Source organism: Pseudoalteromonas sp. C2R02, assembly GCF_018860845.1.
Classification (GTDB): domain Bacteria; phylum Pseudomonadota; class Gammaproteobacteria; order Enterobacterales; family Alteromonadaceae; genus Pseudoalteromonas.
Window position 1 is genome coordinate 71,358 of sequence record NZ_JAHKQC010000020.1, and the last position, 21,667, is coordinate 93,024.

The 21,667-nt window shown below is 34.2% G+C and carries 20 protein-coding genes; 16 read left to right on the forward strand and 4 right to left on the reverse strand.

Features of this window, described 5'->3' with window-relative positions; all coding sequences use genetic code 11:
- Positions 1 to 43 precede the first annotated feature (43 nt).
- The 6 genes from KO527_RS06130 (at position 44) to KO527_RS06155 (ending at position 6,133) form a co-directional block, all read left to right on the forward strand.
- Positions 44 to 616, forward strand: coding sequence for a tRNA-(ms[2]io[6]A)-hydroxylase (locus KO527_RS06130; RefSeq protein ID WP_216039466.1), 573 nt, complete (start codon positions 44 to 46; stop codon positions 614 to 616).
- Positions 617 to 642: 26 nt separating this feature from the next.
- A complete protein-coding gene (locus tag KO527_RS06135; protein ID WP_216039467.1) occupies positions 643 to 1,710 on the forward strand; it encodes a hypothetical protein in 1,068 nt (355 codons plus the stop codon).
- A 269-nt stretch (positions 1,711 to 1,979) separates the two neighbouring features.
- Positions 1,980 to 4,055, forward strand: a complete 2,076-nt coding sequence (locus tag KO527_RS06140) for a TonB-dependent siderophore receptor (protein ID WP_216039468.1) — start codon at positions 1,980 to 1,982, stop codon at positions 4,053 to 4,055.
- A gap of 400 nt (positions 4,056 to 4,455) precedes the next feature.
- On the forward strand, positions 4,456 to 5,229 hold the full coding sequence (locus KO527_RS06145; protein ID WP_216039469.1) for a PIG-L family deacetylase: 774 nt from the start codon (positions 4,456 to 4,458) through the stop codon (positions 5,227 to 5,229).
- Positions 5,230 to 5,283: 54 nt separating this feature from the next.
- Positions 5,284 to 5,715: a hypothetical protein gene (locus KO527_RS06150; RefSeq protein WP_216039470.1), complete on the forward strand. Its 432-nt coding sequence runs from the start codon at positions 5,284 to 5,286 to the stop codon at positions 5,713 to 5,715.
- A 73-nt stretch (positions 5,716 to 5,788) separates the two neighbouring features.
- Positions 5,789 to 6,133 (forward strand): YajD family HNH nuclease, encoded by a 345-nt coding sequence (locus KO527_RS06155; protein WP_216039471.1) that lies wholly within the window; start codon positions 5,789 to 5,791, stop codon positions 6,131 to 6,133.
- Between the two features lie 49 nt (positions 6,134 to 6,182).
- Here KO527_RS06155 and KO527_RS06160 read toward each other — a convergent pair whose 3' ends face one another.
- A complete protein-coding gene (locus KO527_RS06160; RefSeq protein WP_216039472.1) occupies positions 6,183 to 6,875 on the reverse strand; it encodes a DNA-3-methyladenine glycosylase I in 693 nt (230 codons plus the stop codon).
- A 164-nt stretch (positions 6,876 to 7,039) separates the two neighbouring features.
- Here KO527_RS06160 and KO527_RS06165 point away from each other — a divergent pair, with 164 nt between their 5' ends.
- Both KO527_RS06165 and KO527_RS06170 read left to right on the forward strand, forming a co-directional pair.
- Positions 7,040 to 7,411 carry a hypothetical protein gene (locus KO527_RS06165; RefSeq protein ID WP_216039473.1) on the forward strand — a complete coding sequence of 124 codons (372 nt, stop codon included), beginning with the start codon at positions 7,040 to 7,042 and terminating at the stop codon, positions 7,409 to 7,411.
- Between the two features lie 106 nt (positions 7,412 to 7,517).
- A complete protein-coding gene (locus KO527_RS06170; protein WP_216039474.1) occupies positions 7,518 to 7,763 on the forward strand; it encodes a CDGSH iron-sulfur domain-containing protein in 246 nt (81 codons plus the stop codon).
- 35 nt (positions 7,764 to 7,798) lie between these two features.
- Here the strand turns inward: KO527_RS06170 and KO527_RS06175 are convergent, their stop codons facing one another.
- Together KO527_RS06175 and KO527_RS06180 are read right to left on the reverse strand one after the other, a co-directional pair.
- Positions 7,799 to 8,947, reverse strand: a complete 1,149-nt coding sequence (locus tag KO527_RS06175; RefSeq protein WP_216039475.1) for a hypothetical protein — start codon at positions 8,945 to 8,947, stop codon at positions 7,799 to 7,801.
- A gap of 14 nt (positions 8,948 to 8,961) precedes the next feature.
- The gene (locus tag KO527_RS06180) at positions 8,962 to 9,633 is read right to left on the reverse strand and encodes a hypothetical protein (RefSeq protein ID WP_216039476.1); all 672 of its coding nucleotides are present in this window, start codon (positions 9,631 to 9,633) and stop codon (positions 8,962 to 8,964) included.
- Positions 9,634 to 9,867: 234 nt separating this feature from the next.
- Here KO527_RS06180 and KO527_RS06185 point away from each other — a divergent pair, with 234 nt between their 5' ends.
- The 6 genes from KO527_RS06185 (at position 9,868) to KO527_RS06210 (ending at position 16,304) form a co-directional block, all read left to right on the forward strand.
- Positions 9,868 to 10,230: a hypothetical protein gene (locus KO527_RS06185; RefSeq protein WP_216039477.1), complete on the forward strand. Its 363-nt coding sequence runs from the start codon at positions 9,868 to 9,870 to the stop codon at positions 10,228 to 10,230.
- 64 nt (positions 10,231 to 10,294) lie between these two features.
- Positions 10,295 to 10,600 (forward strand): hypothetical protein, encoded by a 306-nt coding sequence (locus KO527_RS06190; RefSeq protein WP_216039478.1) that lies wholly within the window; start codon positions 10,295 to 10,297, stop codon positions 10,598 to 10,600.
- Between the two features lie 142 nt (positions 10,601 to 10,742).
- A complete protein-coding gene (locus KO527_RS06195; protein WP_216039479.1) occupies positions 10,743 to 11,873 on the forward strand; it encodes a hypothetical protein in 1,131 nt (376 codons plus the stop codon).
- 216 nt (positions 11,874 to 12,089) lie between these two features.
- A complete protein-coding gene (locus KO527_RS06200; RefSeq protein WP_216039480.1) occupies positions 12,090 to 14,336 on the forward strand; it encodes a carbohydrate binding family 9 domain-containing protein in 2,247 nt (748 codons plus the stop codon).
- A gap of 120 nt (positions 14,337 to 14,456) precedes the next feature.
- Positions 14,457 to 15,842, forward strand: coding sequence for an MATE family efflux transporter (locus tag KO527_RS06205; protein WP_216039481.1), 1,386 nt, complete (start codon positions 14,457 to 14,459; stop codon positions 15,840 to 15,842).
- A gap of 252 nt (positions 15,843 to 16,094) precedes the next feature.
- Complete coding sequence (locus KO527_RS06210; protein WP_042144863.1) at positions 16,095 to 16,304, forward strand: cold-shock protein; 210 nt, start codon at positions 16,095 to 16,097, stop codon at positions 16,302 to 16,304.
- Between the two features lie 76 nt (positions 16,305 to 16,380).
- Here the strand turns inward: KO527_RS06210 and fadE are convergent, their stop codons facing one another.
- Positions 16,381 to 18,801 (reverse strand): acyl-CoA dehydrogenase FadE, encoded by a 2,421-nt coding sequence (fadE, locus tag KO527_RS06215; protein ID WP_216039482.1) that lies wholly within the window; start codon positions 18,799 to 18,801, stop codon positions 16,381 to 16,383.
- A 291-nt stretch (positions 18,802 to 19,092) separates the two neighbouring features.
- Here fadE and KO527_RS06220 point away from each other — a divergent pair, with 291 nt between their 5' ends.
- Together KO527_RS06220 and KO527_RS06225 are read left to right on the forward strand one after the other, a co-directional pair.
- Positions 19,093 to 19,974, forward strand: a complete 882-nt coding sequence (locus KO527_RS06220; RefSeq protein ID WP_216039483.1) for a LysR family transcriptional regulator — start codon at positions 19,093 to 19,095, stop codon at positions 19,972 to 19,974.
- A 209-nt stretch (positions 19,975 to 20,183) separates the two neighbouring features.
- Positions 20,184 to 21,629: an aerolysin family beta-barrel pore-forming toxin gene (locus KO527_RS06225; protein WP_216039484.1), complete on the forward strand. Its 1,446-nt coding sequence runs from the start codon at positions 20,184 to 20,186 to the stop codon at positions 21,627 to 21,629.
- Positions 21,630 to 21,667 lie beyond the last annotated feature (38 nt).

The window sequence follows — 21,667 nt, forward strand, 5'->3', positions numbered from 1 at the left end:
TAAAATTACGTTTTTATATTAGTAATTTTTCTGTGGCTTTAACATGTTTGAATTAAAATACGATACTCCTTTTGAATGGACCGAAGCGGTTCTTGCTGATTTTGACAGCTTTTTACAAGATCATGCATCAGCAGAGAAAAAAGCCTCGGGTATGGCAACATCTATGCTGTCTCATTACCCTGATAGAGAAACTCTAGTAAGAACAATGACAGATCTTGCAATTGAGGAGCTTTTTCATTTTAAAGAAGTGCTTAAATTGTTGACTCAAAAAGGTCTTACTTTAGGTAATGATAAAAAAGACACCTATATCAAAGAAATGCGCGGTGTATTTCGTGGAGATCCACTTAAATTCTTTTTAGATAGATTACTTTTAGGTGCTGTAATTGAAGCAAGAGGCTGTGAACGTTTTGCCCTTGTAGGTGAAGCATTACCAGAAGGTAAAGAGAAACAGTTTTATGTTGAAATCGCGGCCTCTGAAGAAAAACATAAAAACTTATTTGTAGAATTAGCTTATGAGTATTTTGATAAAGCTGAAGTGGATGAAAGATTAGAAGAGATTTTAATCTATGAGGCAGAAGTATGTGCAAAATTACCGCATCGCGCTGCTTTACACTAATTTAGATAAGTTTATAAAGGATTTAAATGAATATCGTTGCTGGTTTTACACAAATTAATCAGATTGCAAGTGAGCGATTTAGTGCTGCTTATGATCACTTTGTGAAAATAGAGACAAAAATAAACCAGCAAAACATTGAAATTGTTGCCTTAACAATCGATCCTTTATCTACTGACTGGCACAGCCCTGAAAAGGAAAACCACTTTAGAAGTGGCTGTGCACCTATCCTTGCTATTAAACGTGCTCAAGAATTAATAGGTTCAGGTATTGATGCTGTGATTATTAGTGGAGAAGAGCCTCTAAAGTCAGGTTATAGCAAAGAACAACGTCATAACTTGATGGCTATTTATAATGATGAAACAAGTATTTCTCAACTTTATAATGATTTAGCCCATAAATTTATCGATCATCATGATAGTAGCAAAGAAGATTTTTTACATTATGCTGACTTATTATTTCAAAATCATAGTAAAAGCCATCAACTGGCTATGTCAGAAGGTCGCGCACACTTTGAACCACCAGAGGCTAAATGGTTTAATCAGGTAACTGATTTATTTAGAGGTGTTGATTGTGCAAATCCTTTAGTGGATTTTACAGGAAAATTACTCTTATGCAGTGACCGGTTGATTTCAAAGTTAGCGGTTGATAAAAAACATTGCGTGAAAGTAAAAGGTGTTGGTTTAGGATTATTAGATATTGATGAACCAAAAGCTTTATCTCAAATAGTGAAATACGACCATTTAGCATCTGCCTATAAAATAGCTTGTAGCCAAGCTAACTTAGACTTTAATCAGTTAGTTCATGATGAAAAAGCATTAATGAAAGTTTATACCTGCTATCCCGTTGTACCTATGGCATTTCTACTTAATACTGGATTAGTCGAGTCGATTGAGCAGATCCCCAAATTTTTATCTAAACATTTACTGACACTCAGTGGTGGTATGAACTTAGCAAGAGCACCTTGGAATAATCCCGCATTATTTGGCTTAATCGAAATGTATCAACAATTAAAAAGCACTGATATCAACTATGGCTTGGTACATGGTAATGGCGGTATTGGCTATCGACAAGGTGTAGCAATTTTAGAAACATAATGATGCATAAGACATTATGAATCACATGATCATTTTTTAACATTTCTTCCCAGAGCGTTTCTTAAACTCATATCTCTCAGTTATTAAAATCTACCACACTCTTTTTTTGATCTGAATCAATAAACATTCATTTGTACCTAACTCACTGTATTTTATGGTTGTTTTACAATCAATAATTACATTTGATAACACTTTTGTGATTGCAAATGATAATAGTTTTCAATATGATTCGCCTGTTGGTTTTTAACTGAACTTTTTCTAGGATTATTATGAAGTATTCAACATTATTTTTAGCGCTTAGCGCTGCCTTATCAGCGCCTTTAGCACAAGCAACCGATAAAAAAATTGAAGTTATTGAAGTTCAAGGTTCTTATTTTAATGATTATAAGATTGATGATGCAAATGGTGCTATGCGTACAAATACTTCATTATTAAATACAGCACAGTCAGTGACTGTGATCCCAGATACAATCGTAAATGAACAATTAGCAACTACATTAGGTGAAGTTTTGCTTAATGATGCCAGCTTAACTGCAGGCTCAAAACAAAGAAACCGTGAAGTATTTAATTTACGTGGTTTTACTTTAAGTTCATCAAATGGTTATTTAAGAGACGGTCATCAACATTGGTCGCATTATCAACAGCCGATTGAAACGCTTGAAAGTGTAGAGGTGATCAAAGGCCCATCTAGTATTTTATATGGTCAGTCTGCACCAGGCGGTTTAGTTAATATGGTCACTAAAAAGCCAACAACTAAAACCATGCTAAATGTAGGTGCTGATTTTGATGGTGAAGGTTCTACACGTTTTGTTTTAGATGCGGGCGGTGCACTAAATGAAGATGAATCTTTAAGATACCGTGGTGTATTAGTTAAGCAAGATGTTGATTACTGGCGTGAATATCAAAATGATGAGCAAAGAGAGCGAGATCGCTTTTTAGGTGCCGTTGTTGTTGATTACGATTTATCAGATAACGCTTTAGTGAGATTTCACTACGACCGTACCGATGATAAAGCTGGACTAGATACAGGTGCTTGGTTAAATAGCGATGGCGATGTAATTGGCGATGATAAAACAATTCGTGATATGTCATGGGCTTTTACTGATATTACAGTTGAAAATATGGGCTTTGATGTTAGCTACTTTTTAAATGAACAATGGCAAGTAAAACTAGGTTATAACGAACAAAACTTTAGCCGTCAGCGTTTTGAATCAGCGCCAAGTAAAGGTGATTTTGAGCAAACTGGAATCTATACATCAAACCCTTACGATAGATATGATGATTGGCAGTTTAAAACCATGTTTGCTGATTTTGTAGGGGAATTTGAAATTGCAGGTATGGAGCATCAACTATTAATAGGCGCAAATTCACTCGATTATTATTACGGAAGGCTAAAAACATCAGGCGATAGCTTTGAATACCAAGCCGGTATGAGTGAAGCTGTACGTCCAGATATTACATATAAAACAGATGATTCTTTATCTACCAGTGAATATGATTATTACGGTATTTATGTACAAGATTTAGTGACAGTAAATGAGCAATGGCAGGTATCATTTGGTGGTCGTTACGATAAACAAAATAAAAAGGGTGCAGACAATGAGTCTTTCGTACCTAAGTTAGGCGTGCTTTATCATCCATTAGATACAGCAACACTCTATGCGAGTTACTCTGAAGGGTTTGAACCTCAAAGTAGTGAAACACTTGATGAACCAGATGATAAAAACCATGGCATGAAGCTAGATGCTAAGACATCAAAACAATTAGAAGTTGGTGCAAAATGGCAGTTATTTGATGAACGTTTACTCTTAACAACCGCTTTATATGATATTAGTAAAACCGGTACCTTAATTACAGAAAATCTAGCGGATGATCCTGATTTTAAGACCATCACAACGCAAGCGGGTGAGCAGCGCCATCAAGGCTTTGAGTTAGCAGCACAGGGTGCGGTAAATGATAAGTTATTTGTGATGGCATCAAGTGCATATTTAGATGCTAAATATGAAAAAGATAATAAATATCAAGGAAAAACGCCAGTAGATGCGCCAAACTGGTCAGCTTCTTTATGGTCTCGTTATGAATTTAACGATGCATTAGCTGTTAATGCGGGTGTATTTTATGAAGGTGAACGTTTTGCAAACACTGATAATACAATCACTAAAGACGGTTATGCCAGAGTTGATATTGGTGCTACTTATAAAATGTCATTAGGCCAAAAAGACATTAACTTTAGATTTAATGTTGAAAACTTATTTGATGCTGAATATTTAGCGGGTGGCGGTGATTCAAATGTCACTATAGGCGAAGGTACAAACTTCCGTTTAGCAGCACAATTTAGCTTATAAGTTTATAAAAATAGATAAACAACCAATTTTAAAAGCACTTTACATTTGTAAGGTGCTTTTTTTTGCATTTAGCTACTAAACTATGAATAAAATAGAGGGGATATCTTTGGCGAATCTGTCAATATTGCAGCTAGAATCGAAGGGTTCACTGAAGCAGATGAAATATACTTTACAGGGTCTGCGTATCTCGTATGATACAAGATCCAAATTCATATGATTATCAAATTTTATTACATAGCAATAAACCCGTGAATGAAAAGAACAAAATCGGTATTTTTATATGGAGCACTTTCATTGCAGTCGATGCCTTAAATACTGTACTTTTTATATTAGCAGAAACTCGGTATCTAACTAGAATTAAAGATAAACAAAGCAATTGGGGGTTGAGGGATATTTGTTAATGAAAAAGATAATTTTACCGTCTTTAATATGCCTAATTTTGGCTTGTTCGGTTAAAGAGAATATTAAACAAGCACATAATATCTTAGTTATTATGGCGCATCCTGATGATGAGACTTGGCTTTCAGGTACTTTGGCTAAATTAGTCGATTTGGGACAAGTGATCGTGCCTGTATATCTTACTTCTGGGGATAAAGGCACGGATCGTTCAGGTCAAGGGTTAAAGGGCGGGGGATTAGCTAAAGTGCGTGAATTAGAAGCAATTAATGCAGCTAAAGTACTTGGCCTATCTTCTCCTCTTTTTTTACGTTTTCCTGATGGCAAATTAAAATCACATACATCAAAGATATCAGAACAACTCGAATTAATAAAAGCTCAGTATGATCCCGTGTTAACTTTTACTTTTGAGCCTTTAGGCATTACAGGAAACAAAGATCATCAAGCAGTTAGCAAAATCACCAGTGATGTTTTTAAGCAAAACGTGATTTACTTTTCGATTTCTAACACACGTGCAACACGGTTTATTGACTTTGCAAGTGCGCATGACTTAGCTTTTGAAATTAAACATCCTATAAATGATGATGGTATTTCCCACTTTATTGATGTTACTGATTATTCAGAAAAGAGAGTTAAAGCTATGAGACAACATAAAACACAATTTCCCTCTAAATTAGTGGCCGTTTTTAGCGAGTTCTCGAAGCAGCAATCAATTGAAGAATTCATTATTAAAGATATTGAAACAAAAAAATTATTTGAAAACTATATTAAAAATTAACTTTTTAGCCTCTTTGTCGATACAGGTATATGTATAAAGTTCGTAAGGTGTATTATGGATAATACAATTAGAAACTTATCGCGATTTTCAGTAGTAACTGCACAGTATGCACTATCAAAAAATGATCTCACTATCGATTCTGATAATTCAAGCAATTTAAAATCAGATGAGGTCAGAATCTCTGAAGCTGGCAAAGCTGAGTTATCTAAAGAGGTTCAGGATAATATTAATAAAGCCTTGCATAAATTAACGGATAAAGATGTTGACCAAAAATCAGATAAAAACGAAGCTGAAATCCTTGATGAAATGATTGCACAACTTCAAGACGAATTAAAAGAATTACAGCAAGAAATGATAAAGCTTAGATTAAATGATGATGAAAACTCAAAAGTTAAACTCGAGGTTTTGGAATTAGAATTAGTTAATATTAACGCACAGTTATTAGAGTTAAATAATAGAAAGATAGATATGCTTAAAGGGAATTAATACTCAAGGTATAAGATTCTTTTTTCTCTAAATTTAGATACAATGTGTTTAAGAGCAATTTAGAGAATACGTCATGTCAGCTGATAGATTTGGTGCAAGTGAGCATTATAAACAACAAGAGAAAGGCTATAGGGAGCGCGCGTTAAAGTTATTCCCTTGGATCTGTGGTCGTTGTGCAAGAGAATTTCAATACTCAGGATTGAGTGAGTTAACAGTTCATCATATTGATCATGATCATACCAATAATCCAAATGATGGCACTAATTGGGAACTTCTATGTATATATTGTCATGATAACGAACATGATAAATATACGAAGCAAGAAGAGTACCCGACAGAAATAAAAGCCGGAGATAATAATCAGGAGATGGCGACTTACAACCCATTTGCAGATTTAAAAGCCATGCTTAAAAAGTAAATTAGTAACAAAAAGGCTTTAACGTGTTTAAAGCCTTTGTACTTAAAAATTATTGACTAAAACCTACCGTATTATCCCCGACACTATAAGATAATGTTTGGCTGATTTCTTGTAGAGACAAGCCACTTTGTTGCTGCATTTCGTTAAAAAACGCTTGTATGGCAGTGAGCGACTTTTTGGTTTGCAGGCCGCCATCTATTATTTTATGAGATCTAAAATAAGATTCAGCATCTCGTGATAATACAAATGTATCTTTGCCCATCACCCTAAGACTGTAAGCGCCAGTATTGCCACCTAAGCGAGCGCCATGTTTTTTTAACCATGCCCATAAACCAATAATATCCTCACTTGACCAATCATTAATAAACTGACTAAAACTACCATGTTCTTGAGCTGTTGAATGTATCATCATGGTATTAACTGCAATTGTTTTAACTTTATTATAGTTACGCACGATACGTTCATCAGAGGCGCGTTGCTCATACATTTCTGGAGACATCATAAGTAATTTTGTAATATTAAAGTCCCAAAATACTTCTCTAAATCCAGGCCATTTATTATTAATAACAGACCAGTAAAAGCCACTTTGAAATATTTTACGAGTGAACTCTTCTAACCAAATGTCATCAGATAAGGCTATTAAATCTTTAGAAGATAAAGGCTTTGATAGCAATGAATTTAGCATCTGCTGACTGCCTTTTCTTTGGATCGCACGATCCTGAATATCTATAAACTTTTCCATTATTAACTTTTTTGACTACATAACTTATAAGCAATAATAAAGTGCATCTTAATTCAAATCTATTTTTAATTTTATTTGTGTATGTAATTCATTAATGCAGGTTGAAGTTTATTGGCTATATTTTAGGAGTAAGATATTTATTCACTTAATTTGGAGTGCATTTAATGGTATTAGATTTTGCAATTGACTTAGTTTCACAGCAATACAAAGATGCAATTTTTAATCGGGGCAGTCTAGAGCTGACATGTACGCTTATAAAATCAAAGTTGCCAGGCATAGCACAAGAACTTGATGATATTTTATTAAACAAGCCTATTTTATCTCCTCAGTTTAATGCTCAGAATATCCATCAAGATAAATTCTATGTATCTTTAAATTCAAGGCAAGTCAGATGTATTGTTGAAGCCTTGCTAGAGATTATCAATGGACCAAATGATGATAATACGCAGGGCATGAGTGTATTGGCTAAGTCATTGTTTGAAGAATGGATGAAACTTGCGACAGCGATGATGTTGGAGCTTAATCGAGAAGAGTGAAAATAAAAGATGATGTGCATCGGCAATTAGTTTTTAATCTCAACTATAATTTTATAATTGTTTCATGTCATCAAATAGCAATAAATTTAATCTTTAAAGGGGCATTATGTCGGGACCTAAAATGGCTGGTGACTCGCCGACAGCTGTAGAGGTGGAAGCGGGAAAAGCATATATGTGGTGTGCGTGTGGTTTAAGTAAAAAGCAGCCTTATTGCGATGGCTCTCATGGGAAAACTGAATTTAGACCCATATTCTATAAAGCTGAAGCAACGAAAACCGTCTATTTTTGTAATTGTAAATCGACTAAAACTGCGCCTTTATGTGATGGTTCACATAAAAAATTAAGATTGTAGTTTGGGCTGAAAATGAATTTTTTCAGCCCAAGATTTTAAAGGGCTACCAATGAATGCTCTAACATTGAGCTTATTTGCATAATAATTTTCTTTTCGACTTCAGGTTCAAATTGTTGAATCCTAGGAGTATGGATATGTCCTGTTGGGATATCAGAGTTAAGTTGATTTTTCAGCCTAATACTGCGATACGAGATTTCATTCGATAAATAGCCACCACCTGAACCACTCACCGCTGTTTGGTGTTCAAGTTCTGTTAGGCTTTTAGCCTTAAAAGTTTTTTCTAAAGTCGTTATTTTATTATTATCAATCACTTTGTAAGGACCTATCGCTTGTTGCATTGCTTGCACCGGCAAGCTAAATTCAACAAACTCGTTACCTGGTAAAAGCCTATCATTGAGTTGTGAGATGATAGGAGCAGTCTTTGAACCACCTGACAAGACATTTAAGTTATCCGGCGCTGTGACACTACGACGTTTACCCGGAAACCGCTCAAGATCAAACTCTTCGCGACCCATACTAACAGTAACTATCATATCAACATTATTTAGAGCGTAATAGGGAGCTAATAAAGCTTCAATAATACCTTGATCAAAATCTTCATAACGTACTGGGATCATCACGGTATTTATTTCAGCTGTGATGCCATTATATTGAATTATTTGACCATCCATTAACAGCGCTGCTACGCCAGAAGGATTGCTTTGATTAATGTTTTCATCTAATAAAAAAGGGTCAAAACCAGTTAATAAAATCTTTTTCATTGTGCCTTGTGTGTAACTTAACTCTTTACGACCTCTAGAGCCTTGCTCTAAAATATCAAGTAAAGCTGTTTTTTGGGATTGTGTGACCTTAAAACTAGGCGTTGTTTCTCTTAAAATTTTACTGCTTAATAATCTTGTCCAATATAATGGTCGATCATCAAAGCTGTTACTTTGGGTAATTTGTCTTTTGGCTTTAAGCCACATATTCTGTGAATACTCTGTAACTAATTTTTCTGCATCTAGGTATGTAGTTACTTTTGACCATTTATTTTTAAAACCATTTATATCAGTAGTAAAAGTAGACATGACATCAGGCATGACCTTCATCGCTTTTTCTATTCGCGCTTCTTCTATCGTTAATGGTGTTGCAAAAGCATTTAGACTTAATAAAGATAAAGCAATTAAAGATGTTTTTATTGTCATATTGATTCTTATGGTTAATATTTTATATTTGCTAGTATCGCATTTTGTGACTCATTATTACATGGGGGGGGTAGAAGATTAATTGAACATAATCCTATTAACCAATCCGGCTGTTTTTCTGTATCTGTCATTTTGTTCACTCTTGATATTTGTACATTTTTTGCGACGGGACCAAATACCACGCGATATTTAATTGACTGATTGTCACTGTTTAATATGACTTTAGCATTTAAGTTTTTATATAAGTTAGCGCGAGTAATTGCATAAGATTTATTATTAAAACTGCCTATCACTTTATAATATTCAAGTGTGTTTTTTTGTGCTTGATATTGAGTGAACACAGGCTGATCTAATTTGTTATTCGGTTGTATATTTACTGATGATTTGGGTTGAGGTTTTAGATGATTTTTAGGAGATATCTTAGCGGGAGGAACCGTTATTTTTGCAATGCGGGTCTTTTCACTATGATTCGCTTTTCTATTTGTTTTACGACATACCATTTCATCTAGTACAACACGATGTAATGCACAATCTTGCTCTGTCATAACTGAAATAGCATGATCAGACAGTGACTTCCCGGTGGTTAAATAACTAATACCGCTTATTCCTAGGCTGACTATTTTAAGTGTTGCGCACCCTGTAAGTAAAAATATTATTATCAAATATGAGCATAATTTAGTTTTCATAATAGAACTTAAATATTTAAGATGTATGTTCTTTAAGCAAGAAAAACACCAGTAAAAAGCTTCAATTAATAAACCGTTGAAATAAGGTGTTTTTAATATTTTGATTGTTTAATTTTGGGTTATGCTTAGCGTTAAATGGCGTTTTTATATGTGACAAACTGGTAAGTAATTGCCACTTCAATAAAATGAGTTAAGCCTATACTTAATATGCTAATGATAAATCAGGTAATTAAGTTGACGATTTTAAAATGTTGTTTGTTGTTAAGTATGATGTTCTCTAATTTGTCGCTCTCTTATGAATTAGGTTTTAGCCTAGATCAACTTACAATATATTCAGATATTTGGCCTCCTTATCAGACACTGAGTGAAAAAGGGGTTTTGGCTGGACTGGCAACAAAACCAGTTGTAAATGTTTTAAAGGCAGGGAATATTTCATTTGAAATTAAAGTGACGCTATGGGCCAAAATACTACATTTAGCTAAATTTAACAAAAACGCTTTAATTTACTCATTATCTAGAACAAAGCCAAGGGAGTATCAATTTTATTGGATACACAGGTTGGAATATATAAAAATACATTTAGTATCATTATTTTAGCGCGTTGAGTCGGTCATGCTAAATGAGTATGATTTTAAAAAACACATACTGATATTAAAAAGGAATGAAGCAGCCAATCAATCTTTTTTTAGATTTAAGTTTTGATCCAAAAGTTAATATCATATATGTCAATAACTCAGAACAAGCACTGTACTTACACACAAAAGGCAGAGGGGATTTTTATCCAATTAAAAATTCTCGTTTTATGCCTATGATTAATAAATCAGGCCTGAACTCAGGTTTATTTGCTTTTATATATGAGCTTAAAGAGTTTGAAGTTGATTTATATTTAGCTGAAAATATTCAAAGTGAGAAATCATTTATAGATAAAATCAAACGTGCTTTTGTGTGCAATATCAAATTGGAGTAGTGCATTTTTAAGCTACGTATACCCCATTATTGTTATCTAACATTAAACATCTTTAATCTAGGTTATTCTAATTTAAAAATTCAGTGTTAGACTGACAGATAATAAAAAATATAATAATAAAAACAACAAGGAAAGGTTTCAAATGTTATTAGAAAATTTAAAACAACAAAAACATTTTAAGCTTTTAGGCGAAAAAATAACGCTCACTACCGAAAAAATATTACATCTGTTTGACCGCGTTTTAGCGGGTCCACGTAATATCATGACTGCATGGCATAAATTACATGCTAATCAAAAAATATATGTCGTCGCTTTAGGGTTAGTTATTGCTTATGCAGATGAGATTTTTACAGGTCAAGAAGATTACATTTCTGTTGTGGGTTGCATCGCTTTAATTGCGATGGCACGAGAGCTATGGAGTTTATTTACCAAAATTTGGGATACCATGTTTGGTAAGAGTATTGTGCTTGTAATGTATGCCATAGTTGCAAACTTTACACTGTCACTTTCAGCACAAAAAATTAATATTATTGTTGGCGTAGCACCTTCAGAGTTAATCTATACTCAAGGTTTAACAACTTTAATGATGTTACCTTTTTGGATTTTATTATTGAGTGTATTAGCACTTACTTTTGTTTTTGTTGGCGCGCAATTTCAAAGCTTGTTTTTTGGTTTATTAAGACTTTTACGGTTACACCATATTAAACCTGAAAATAAAGAGCATTTTTCAGGTCTCTTTTTATTGATAAGATTGATTATATTGCCTTTAGTCATAATGACTTTAGCGCAAGGTTTAACTTGGTATAGTCAAAAAATCCATATTCAAAATCTATCATTTGATATCACTGATTTATTAAGTAAAGAGCAGAAAATAAACTTAGAAGCAGAAAAAAATGATGCAAAAAAAGAATTATCAACAGAGCTTGAAGCTGAATTTGGAACTGGATTAGATAAAAGTGCAATTACAGTGATTGAGAGTCAAGTTAAAGTGAGTGAAGAAGAAATTGCTACAGCTGTAAAAGAAATCGCACCAGAAGAAGCTCAGGTGTTTAGATTAGGGGGAGATATTGACCTGTCCTCATCAGAGCTAACTTTATTTGATCGTGCTATTGCAAGTTTTGTGTATCATTTTGAAGCATTTGAATTTTCTCGTTGTAAAATTTCTAAAACAGAGCGTGCAGTGCCATTAAATGAAAATGATATTTTAGTAGTCGAAAAAGACAATTCTGATATAGGTTTTAAATTTAGTGCAAGGCTGTGTGAGCTTAAGTAATAAAATAAAGAGGGTAAGCTTTTCTTATTATCTTTAATAATTAAATGTGGTTATAAAAAATAGGAACAATTTTTTTAAATAAATTTTTACATTTGAAATCAAACCTTTTTGAACTTATCTGCGACTAAATATATATCTAAACCACTGCAAAATGCAGTTTTCAATTATATGGAAGTGGTTTCGATTTAAATGTCACGGATAAAATAATGGAAGATTATGACTTCAACAACAAAAATACTCGCAATTGGTTTGCTATTCCAAAGTAGCACTTCTTTTGCCGCTAAAGTAGATCTAACTCAATATCAGTTATCACATCAAAAGAAAGAGATTTCAGTTGATGGTGTGATGGATGAACAGCAGTGGAAAAACGCAACCCGTATAGATCTTAACTTTGAAAATAAGCCAGGTGAAGGTCTGCCAGCACCTGTAAAAACTGAAGCTTATTTATATGAAGATGGTGAAAACTTATATGTCGCCATTAAAGCTTATGATCCAGACCCATCAAAAATACGCGTTTCATTAAGAGATAGAGACTCACTTTGGCAAGATGATAATGTTGGCATTATTGTGGATACTTTTAATGACTCTCGTAGCGGTTATGAGTTTTTTGTCAATCCTTTAGGCGCTCAGGCTGATATGCGTATGAGCGACCTAAATGGTTGGGATGAAGATGATTCTTGGGATGCTATTTGGGATAGTGCTGGAAAAATTACTGACTTTGGATATGTTGTTGAAATGAGCATTCCATTTAATGCCCTGCGTTTTCCACAAACTGAAGGTGAACTGACTTGGAATATCGCTGCTTGGCGTAACTATCCAAGAGAAGTTAAAGTGCAAACGGCTAATGTGAAATTAGATCGCAATATTAAATGTAATTTATGTCAGTTTGATCAACTCATTGGTTTAAAAACGATTAAGCCAAGTAAGAACTTTCAGGTGACACCAACCCTTACTTTATCTCGTAGTGATGAAAAAGATGATGTTCCAGGAGAGTGGCAAAGTGGTTCAGTTGAAAATGCACCCGGATTAGATGTGCGCTGGGGTATTACCCAAGATATGGTACTTAATGCCACAATCAACCCTGACTTTTCACAAGTTGAATCTGATGCAGGGCAATTAGATGTTAACAGTACTTATTCTTTATTTTTTCCAGAAAAACGTCCTTTCTTTTTAGATGGCGCATCTTACTTTGATACATCTCGCTTTAACTTTGTCCATACACGAAACATTGCAGATCCTGATGTGGGCGTAAAGCTAACAGGAAAAAGCAGCGAACATAGTTATGGTTTAATGGTTGCCAATGATAGTGATACCTCTTTTTTAATGCCTGGCAATGAAGGTTCAGATTTAGCAACCTTAGATCAAAAATCTGAAGTCATGATAGGTCGCTATAAAATGGATGTTGGCGAACGAAATAATGTAGGCGTACTGGCAACCGTTAGAAATTCAGATAATTACAATAATACTTTGATGTCTGTTGATGGTAATTACTGGATAAATGAGACTGATAATATCAGTTATCAGTTTGCCCATGCACAAACCGACAATACTGAGTATTTACAAACAGAATATGATGTTGATGAGTCACAAAAGGGCAATGCTTTAAGTATTAATTATAAGCGTGAAACAAGAAATTATAATTTAAGAGCGGGTTATACGTCTGTTACTGAGGATTTTAGAGCCGATTTAGGCTTTCAAAGTCGCGTAGATTTTCAAAAGCTTGTAATTGGAGGGCGCCGTACCTGGTATGGTGAAGAAGACGATAGTTTAACGCAGTGGGGCTATTTTGGGGACTGGGATAAAACCTTAGATCAGGACGGTAATATGATCGAGCAAGAATTTGAAATTCATGGCAACATTCAAGGACAAATGCAGTTTTATAGCAACTTTGGCATAGTGACTCGAGAGAAATTATATAGAGAGCAGTATTTTGATGAAACGCAAGCAATGGCTTACGCTGAATTTGTGCCGCTATCAGGCGTTGAATTTGGTGTCTTTACAAGGCTTGGTAAGCAGATAGATTATGCGAATACCCGTTTAGGTGATGTTGTTACAATAGAGCCCAGAGTAAACTGGGATGTTAATCAACATCTTAGAGTAGATTTTAATCATAATTATAGTCAGCTTGATGTAGATGGAGGTCGTTTGTTTACGGCTAATTTATCTGATATTCGAATTGCATATCAGTTTAATTTAAAAAGTATTCTAAAGTTTGTAGTGCAATATAGTGATATTAAGCGTGAGAAGTCACTTTATATTGAATCCGATGATTTAGATTTAGAAGATATTGATGAGCGAAGTAAAAACTTTTCGAGTCAGCTTATTTATTCTTATAAAATTAATCCTCAAACTCTATTTTACTTAGGTTATTCTGATTCAGGATACCAAGATGATGATTTGCAAAAAATTCAAAGAGATCAACGTACTTTATTTACAAAATTTAGCTATGCATGGCAGTTATAACCTGTAATAAAGTTAAAGATGTGAATTTTGACATAATCCCTTACATCTAAATAATATTAAATTGAAATTTATTCCTTAATATCACTCTCTTATTGAGAAGCTTATTAAGGAATAAATAAAATGCAAAAAGATGGATATCATTGGTACCTTAACGCTTCTCCTTTCAAATTAATCACTCAAACAAGTTGGCTGTTGTTTGCAGCTATTTTTGCGTTGTTGGCTTATGAAGTTGTTGAGTCAGCAATCATTGCTAAACATGGTGATAATTCTTTAGCTTTATTTGGTTTTATTTTACCGTTAACAACTTTTTTAAGTGCAACAGCCATCGCAATCGCGATCCGCTCAAATATGGTATTAGTTAAATCCCATCACGCTCAAGGGGAGTATATTACCTCATTGATGTTATGGGCTGGTTTGACTGCTATTTTAATAAGTACTTTGTTTTATTTTTCTAAAGGGATTTTGTTATCTTTACTGGGTTTTGATGTTTGGTTAAGTCAATTTTCAATGCAAGATCAAGCGATATACCATACTCAAATAACCTCATATCTCGATTTTAAAATTTACGCTTTAATTGCATTATTTTTTATATGGCAGATCTGTACAATTTTAAGAACATTAGGCTACTACAAACGCTCAGCATCACTCATGTTAGGTTGGATGTTATTTAAGATATTTATATTAGTTTGGATTATCGATCCAAAAAGTACACAATTGATAACGCAGTTAGGTCAACTTCACTTTATATCTGACATGTTTTTTGCATTATTAGGCTTGATATTACTTGCTCATAAAAAGGAGTTGTGTTTTAAAACCATTAAGTTAGATATTATATTTAAAGATAAAAAAACAAGCGTGATCTTGATGTTACAACAGCTAATACCGCCTTTATCTTTGGCCTTTTTAATGGCACTTGTTGCAAGAGTTGATGAAAGTCATTTAGGTGTATTTTCCCTAGTGTTTAGGTTAGAGCCCTTATTATTACTATTGCCTATGGTATTAACAGCTTCATTGCCCGCCAGTATAGGTTTAAATTTTTGGTCTGGTAACAAGCGCTGCTGTTATCAAGTTTTAAAGCTCTCTTTTATATTTATAGCGGTATTTCAACTGATTATTGCTGTTTTAGTTAATGTATATATGTCGCAATTGATAGATGTTTTATGCCCAAATTGCGAACAAGTTAAAATGATAAAGAACTATTTAGCGCTTTTACCTTTTAGTTATATAGCGTTAGGCATGGTTGTTTTATATCCATCTTGCTTAAATGCAATTGGTAAACCTAATCAGGCGTTTATAACACTGATACTTCATCGAATGGTTTTAATTCCTATCTTTGTATTGTTAGCTTTTTTTAGTGGCCAGCAGAATAATATGTATTTTGCCTTATTTTTTGCCCATATAGCGGCGGGTTTATTTGTATTTATTCATTTTAAAAAAACCATGTCCTCAGAAGCGTATAAACACCAAGAAATGAAATTAAATACACAGCTGATAAAATCGAATTAGATCTTCATGATCAATCTCTTTGAAACGCTGATTATATTTGAACATATTCGATTTTTATTTTTAAAAAGGGTTGACTCTAAACCAGTAATCTTTATAATTTATCCCGCTTGAAAGTACGTTTATATTTATGCTACACCATTACGATGTCTTTAGTAGTACCTCGTCCTGTTTACATAAGTAATGCAACATATTTCAGCTTTAATTGTCTTCATACGAAGGCTTAAATTACTCTTGAATAAATAGGAAGATATTATGTCTACTACAACTACTGGTACAGTAAAATGGTTTAACGAATCTAAAGGTTTCGGTTTCATCGAGCAAGAAAATGGTCCTGACGTTTTTGCACATTTCTCTGCAATCGTAAGCGATGGTTTTAAAACTCTTGCTGAAGGCCAACGTGTATCTTTCTCAGTAACTACTGGTCAGAAAGGTCCTCAAGCTGAGAACATCCAAGCTCTTTAATTTGCATTGCAAATTATAAGCTTTAATCTCGTAAGAGATTAGAAAAAGGCAAACTAAGGTTTGCCTTTTTTAATACCTACGATTTACTAGCTACTAGTTCCTTATGGTCAAAATCATCTACATTTATTGTTAATAATCGACCTATTTCGGCTTGCTCTAAAGCATGAGCTTCATCTAATGTTATAACTTCAAGCTCTAGCCCCATTTTCGCTATTTTATCCAAAGCCATAAAGGGCAGTTTTTTACCTTTAGCTGAGCAGACTTTCTCAAATATAGGCTCTACTGCTAAAATATCTTTAAGTATTTGTTCTTGTCGACCAATAAGGTTTTTTGGTTCATCAGCCAAATATAAATAGTTAGCTAATCGACTTCTCGTTTCACTGGGTACTTGAAGAATATGTGCAATTACATGCTCTAACTTATCGGTAGGTTTCCTAATAGGACGCCCCCAAGGAAATAGAATTATTTTTAATAAACCTCTCAACGGTGCTAACGGCATATTGTTTATTAGATCGGCTAAAGCGCGTTGACAATGATATAGATGATTTTGGCAGCTCCAATGCACCAAATCAAAATCCTCACGTTTTCGACCTTCATCGTTATAGCGTTTTAATGTTGCACTCACTAAGTAAAGATAGCTAAGTAAATCACCTAATCTCGCTGAAATGCGCTCTTTTCTTTTTAAAGAGCCGCCAAATACACTCATGCATACATCAGACATTAAGGCCAAAGAGGCACTAAACCGAGAAGCACTTTTATAAAAAATGTGTGTTTCGTCTTTATAGGGGGCACTAGATAATTTTGCGCCTGTTAGTGACAACCAAAAGGTTCTAAAAAAGTTTGAAACCGTAAAACCGACATGACCCAATAATGCTTCATCAAATGCTTTGATTGCTTCATCATTATTTTCAATATCACAAATTTGTAATTCAGTTAAAACAAATGGATGACAGCGTATCGCACCTTGGCCATAAATAATCATATTACGAGTGAGAATATTAGCGCCTTCCACTGTGATAGCAACAGGCGCACCTTGGTATGCGCGGCCTAAATAGTTATTTGGCCCTAAACATATACCTTTTCCACCATGTATATCCATTGCATTATCTATGGCTGTACGCATTTGTTCGGTAAGGTGATATTTAATAATTGCAGATATAACTGAAGGTTTTTCACCTAAATCTATGGCTCCTGTAGATAAAGACACTGCAGCATCTGAACTATAAGCAAAACCAGCCAGTTCTGCTAAAGGCTCTTCTATGCCTTCCATATGTCCTATGGGTAATCTAAATTGACGACGAATTCGGCTATAAGAGCCACTGGCGATAGCTGCAGCTTTTATGCCTCCAGCAGAATTTGAGGGCAGGGTAATTGCTCGACCTACTGATAAACATTCAACGAGCATTCGCCAGCCTTGGCCTGCCATTTTCTCACCGCCTATTATAAAATCAATAGGTACAAATACGTCATTGCCGCTTGTTGGACCATTTTGAAATGGCACATTTAGTGGAAAGTGACGGCGACCTATCTCAACGCCCTCTAGCTCTGTTGGAATTAATGCGCAAGTGATCCCCGGAGCGGTATCTTTGCTTAATAAACAATCTGGATCTTGCAGTTTAAATGCCAGGCCTAATACAGTTGCAACGGGGGCTAGGGTTATATATCGCTTATTCCAAGTGAGTCTTATGCCTAAAATTTCTTTACCTTGCCAATCTCCATGACAAACAATGCCAAAGTCAGGAATGCTGCTGGCATCAGAGCCAGCCTCAGGTGAGGTTAATGCAAAACAGGGAATATGTTGTCCGCTAGCAAGTCCTGGTAAGTATTCTTGTTTTTGTTTATCTGTACCATAGTGCTGCAATAACTCACCTGGTCCAAGAGAGTTAGGTACACCCACAATAGAGGATAGCAACATAGATTTGCTACTGAGTTTTTGCAAAACACAGGATTGTGCAAAAGCTGAAAATTCAAGGCCTCCGTATTCTTTTTTTATTATCATGGCAAAAAACTGATTATCTTTAAGGTATTGCCATACATCTTGTGGTAAGTCGGTCAATTCATGGGTTGCATGCCAGTCATCTAACATGGCACACACGGTTTCAACAGGACCTTCTATAAATGTTTTTTCTTGAACTGTTAATCTCGGCACAGGATATTGATGAAGTTTTTTCCAATCTGGATTACCACAAAACAAATCAGCTTCCCACCAAGTGGTACCCGCTGCAATAGCCTCTTTTTCTGTTTTAGACATAGTGGGCGTAATACGTTTAAAAACTTTAAAAATAGGTTCTATTATATATTGATGACGTAAACTAGAGACCCATAAAGGTAAAGTCACAACAATAAAAATCAACCAACTCAATGTTGAAAAAGCGCCCATGAAAGAGCCTATAAATAAAATGAAAACCGATAGGCCTAAGCATGTATTTAAATTTGATCTGTGGTAACTGGCAATAGCAAGTCCTATTAATAAAACAATTATGAAACACATTGTCATTTTTTAATCCCTCTAGCGCGTAGGTTTATATAAAACTGTGTTAGTTATCATTTTAGTCTAGCGCATAAACGAGGGCACAATAGTGATGATTACTCAATTATTTTGGGGTTAATTTTTAAAAGCATATAGAGAGATTGGTTAATAAATAAGTGGTTTTAGTATTTTTTTGTTGTTGCTATTAAGGGGACTGTTGCGTATTTTGAATAAATACTCAGTTTTAATAAATTAATTTAAGTGGAAAACATATGAATAAGAAAACCACTTATCTTCAATTTTGACAGGAGATTTATCTTGCTTGATATCGTTGCGCTTTTTATAAAAACTAACCAATATAAAACATTTCATGAAGCATCTGTGAAATTAAATATCCCATTACCGACCTTACAAAGAAGGATCAGAAAACTCGAAGATAATTTGTCATTGGCATTATTTTATAGAGAAAAAGGGCGCTTGCGATTAACTGAACCTGGTAAAAGTTTTTATAGTCATTGCTTAACACACGTTGAAGATTTACAAAATATTTTATGTAATTTTAAGAATGTGAATGAAGACAAAGTGAGTACAATTAAACTTATTGCCCCACAAAACTTTATAAAGAGTGTTTATTTTTCTGGGGTAATAAATCAGTTCACAATTTTATATCCCAATATTAAAATTCATATGATGCTATCTGATGAACGTCTTGATTTAAAAAAAACTGAATTTGATTTGGCTATCAGAATAGGCCTGTTAGAAAGCTCACAAAATATATGTAAAGTGATAAATCAAATGACGTTTGTACTGGCATGTTCATCTAGTGTGATTGAAAAATACGGTCTACCAAAGAGTTTTAAAGACTTAGCACAACTTCCACACATATGTTGCTCCCCATTCGATAATTGGTCTTTCAAAGCAATGAATGGTGAAAAAGTACTGTTTAAACCGCAAACCGATTTTGTGTCAAATGATATTGAAATGTGTGCTTTATCTGCTGTTGAAGGCAGAGGTGTATATTATGGTCCTGAATATTGTCTATTAGCTTATTTAAACGATAAAAGTTTAGTAAAAATATTAACGCATTTTAAGCCCATAAAACGAGATATCAATTTAATTTGGCCTGATAAACTCATTCCGAAAAGCACTAGAAATCTAATTGATTTCTTAAGTAAATCGTTAAAAGGTGTTGATATATAGGCTCTAAAAACCACTTTTTATTTCAAAATGAACTTTATGGTTGATTATTGAACTTTAAAACAACTTATATTTTTGAAAAATCAATTTTCAGTTATGTCTGTATTAAAAAATAGAGAGATATTTAAAATCAAATTGGTCCAAAATTAAACAGGTTTTTAATTAATAAATGGACGCAATTTATATATGATTTTATAAAGGAAGTATTTTAAATGAAAAAAATAATACCAATCTTACTATTAGGGCATACAAGTATCGTAAGCGCCAATTCTTCAATAATCTATCCAGACCAATTGCAATTTGAAAATCTAGGGGTGGGATTATGCTCGACAGATAACAGGTTAATTACGCAATCTGAAGCGCAAATTTATAGAAATGATATCGTTAATAAAATGGGTAAATGGCAAATCACAGGCTTAGCAGATGGCTGGGTCATTATGGGTTCTGGTTATGCTGGTGAAATAAAACGTGGCACAGCTTCGAATTCTTGGTGTTACCCTAAAGATCCAATCAATGAAATTCCGGTATTGAGTGCGCTTAAAGTTGCCCCTGGTAGCCAAAGCCAAATTGAATGGGATTTAGTTAATCAAAAAGATCAGCTTATTAAGCCTCTTTCATATTTAGCACATTATATGGGGTTTGCATGGGTCGGTGGTAACCGTTCTAATTATGTTGGTGAAGATATGGAAGTCACAAAATCTGCTTCTGGTTGGCAGATCAAAGGGTATAATGGTGGCAGTTGTTCTGGATACCGTTGTGATGAGAAAAGCACAATTAATGTTTCTAACTTTGAATATGTAATGGACACTGAATCATATAAGATAACTGGGGATGTCGTTTCTGCAGATAAAGAGTTGATACGCACAATCACAGTCCCTGCATTTAACGATACATCAGTTGATCAAATGTCAGTGATTACAATCGAATATGATGCTTCGACTAATTGGTCAAAAACAAATGATTACAGCATATCAGAGTCTGTTACTTTATCTAATACTTGGAAATCACCCTCAGTTACTGGAGGATCTGATACGTCATTATCTGTGACTATATCAGCAAATCAAGCATGGGGAACAAGTAATGGCGGATCAGAAAGTGAAAGAGTTGTTGTCCAAGCTAGAACAAATATTCCTGCCAATACTAGCTTGAATGCAAAAGTTGATTTATTTAAATCTTCTATCTCTTATCCGTATGAATTTGATGCTGATATTACCTATGATATATCTATAGATGGGTTTATGCGTTGGAGTGGCAATGGTTTATTAAGTCATCCTGATAATAGGCCTAATGAAAATGCGAACTTTGTAATTGGCCGTTGGGCCGGTCAAGAAAAAAGTATTCCATACCAATGGGAGCATAGATATATTCCAGGTGAAAATAAAAAGTGGGATTGGCCTTGGATGATAGAGCAAACAAGTTTATCAACAATGCAATATTGGTTAAGTAACGTTTTAAGACCTAAAAAAACAACTTTAAGTGGCCATTTTTATGCACAAAGTCAATTTGCTGGCAATATATATTTCGGTGATGAAAGTCCATTAATCAATAATATAAGCGCGTTAAATAATGCGAAGTCAAATACTCAAACTGTTAAACAGCACTTAGAAGATGCGGGTTTAAAAAATGTAGTGGTTAAAATTGAAATGATTGATTTATAGTTAAATCAACACTGGGTTCTCATTTACGAGCGAACCCA

Excerpts from the sequence above, each read along its gene's own strand:
- KO527_RS06155 (WP_216039471.1), top strand. The coding sequence starts at position 5,789 with ATGTCAGCTGATAGATTTGGTGCAAGTGAGCATTATAAACAACAAGAG.
- KO527_RS06140 (WP_216039468.1), top strand. The coding sequence starts at position 1,980 with ATGAAGTATTCAACATTATTTTTAGCGCTTAGCGCTGCCTTATCAGCG.
- KO527_RS06150 (WP_216039470.1), top strand. The coding sequence starts at position 5,284 with ATGGATAATACAATTAGAAACTTATCGCGATTTTCAGTAGTAACTGCA.
- KO527_RS06210 (WP_042144863.1), top strand. The coding sequence starts at position 16,095 with ATGTCTACTACAACTACTGGTACAGTAAAATGGTTTAACGAATCTAAA.
- KO527_RS06175 (WP_216039475.1), bottom strand. The coding sequence starts at position 8,947 with ATGACAATAAAAACATCTTTAATTGCTTTATCTTTATTAAGTCTAAAT.
- KO527_RS06130 (WP_216039466.1), top strand. The coding sequence starts at position 44 with ATGTTTGAATTAAAATACGATACTCCTTTTGAATGGACCGAAGCGGTT.
- KO527_RS06205 (WP_216039481.1), top strand. The coding sequence starts at position 14,457 with ATGCAAAAAGATGGATATCATTGGTACCTTAACGCTTCTCCTTTCAAA.
- KO527_RS06170 (WP_216039474.1), top strand. The coding sequence starts at position 7,518 with ATGTCGGGACCTAAAATGGCTGGTGACTCGCCGACAGCTGTAGAGGTG.
- KO527_RS06190 (WP_216039478.1), top strand. The coding sequence starts at position 10,295 with ATGAAGCAGCCAATCAATCTTTTTTTAGATTTAAGTTTTGATCCAAAA.
- KO527_RS06160 (WP_216039472.1), bottom strand. The coding sequence starts at position 6,875 with ATGGAAAAGTTTATAGATATTCAGGATCGTGCGATCCAAAGAAAAGGC.
- KO527_RS06180 (WP_216039476.1), bottom strand. The coding sequence starts at position 9,633 with ATGAAAACTAAATTATGCTCATATTTGATAATAATATTTTTACTTACA.
- KO527_RS06225 (WP_216039484.1), top strand. The coding sequence starts at position 20,184 with ATGAAAAAAATAATACCAATCTTACTATTAGGGCATACAAGTATCGTA.
- KO527_RS06145 (WP_216039469.1), top strand. The coding sequence starts at position 4,456 with ATGAAAAAGATAATTTTACCGTCTTTAATATGCCTAATTTTGGCTTGT.
- KO527_RS06200 (WP_216039480.1), top strand. The coding sequence starts at position 12,090 with ATGACTTCAACAACAAAAATACTCGCAATTGGTTTGCTATTCCAAAGT.
- KO527_RS06135 (WP_216039467.1), top strand. The coding sequence starts at position 643 with ATGAATATCGTTGCTGGTTTTACACAAATTAATCAGATTGCAAGTGAG.
- fadE (WP_216039482.1), bottom strand. The coding sequence starts at position 18,801 with ATGACAATGTGTTTCATAATTGTTTTATTAATAGGACTTGCTATTGCC.
- KO527_RS06165 (WP_216039473.1), top strand. The coding sequence starts at position 7,040 with ATGGTATTAGATTTTGCAATTGACTTAGTTTCACAGCAATACAAAGAT.
- KO527_RS06195 (WP_216039479.1), top strand. The coding sequence starts at position 10,743 with ATGTTATTAGAAAATTTAAAACAACAAAAACATTTTAAGCTTTTAGGC.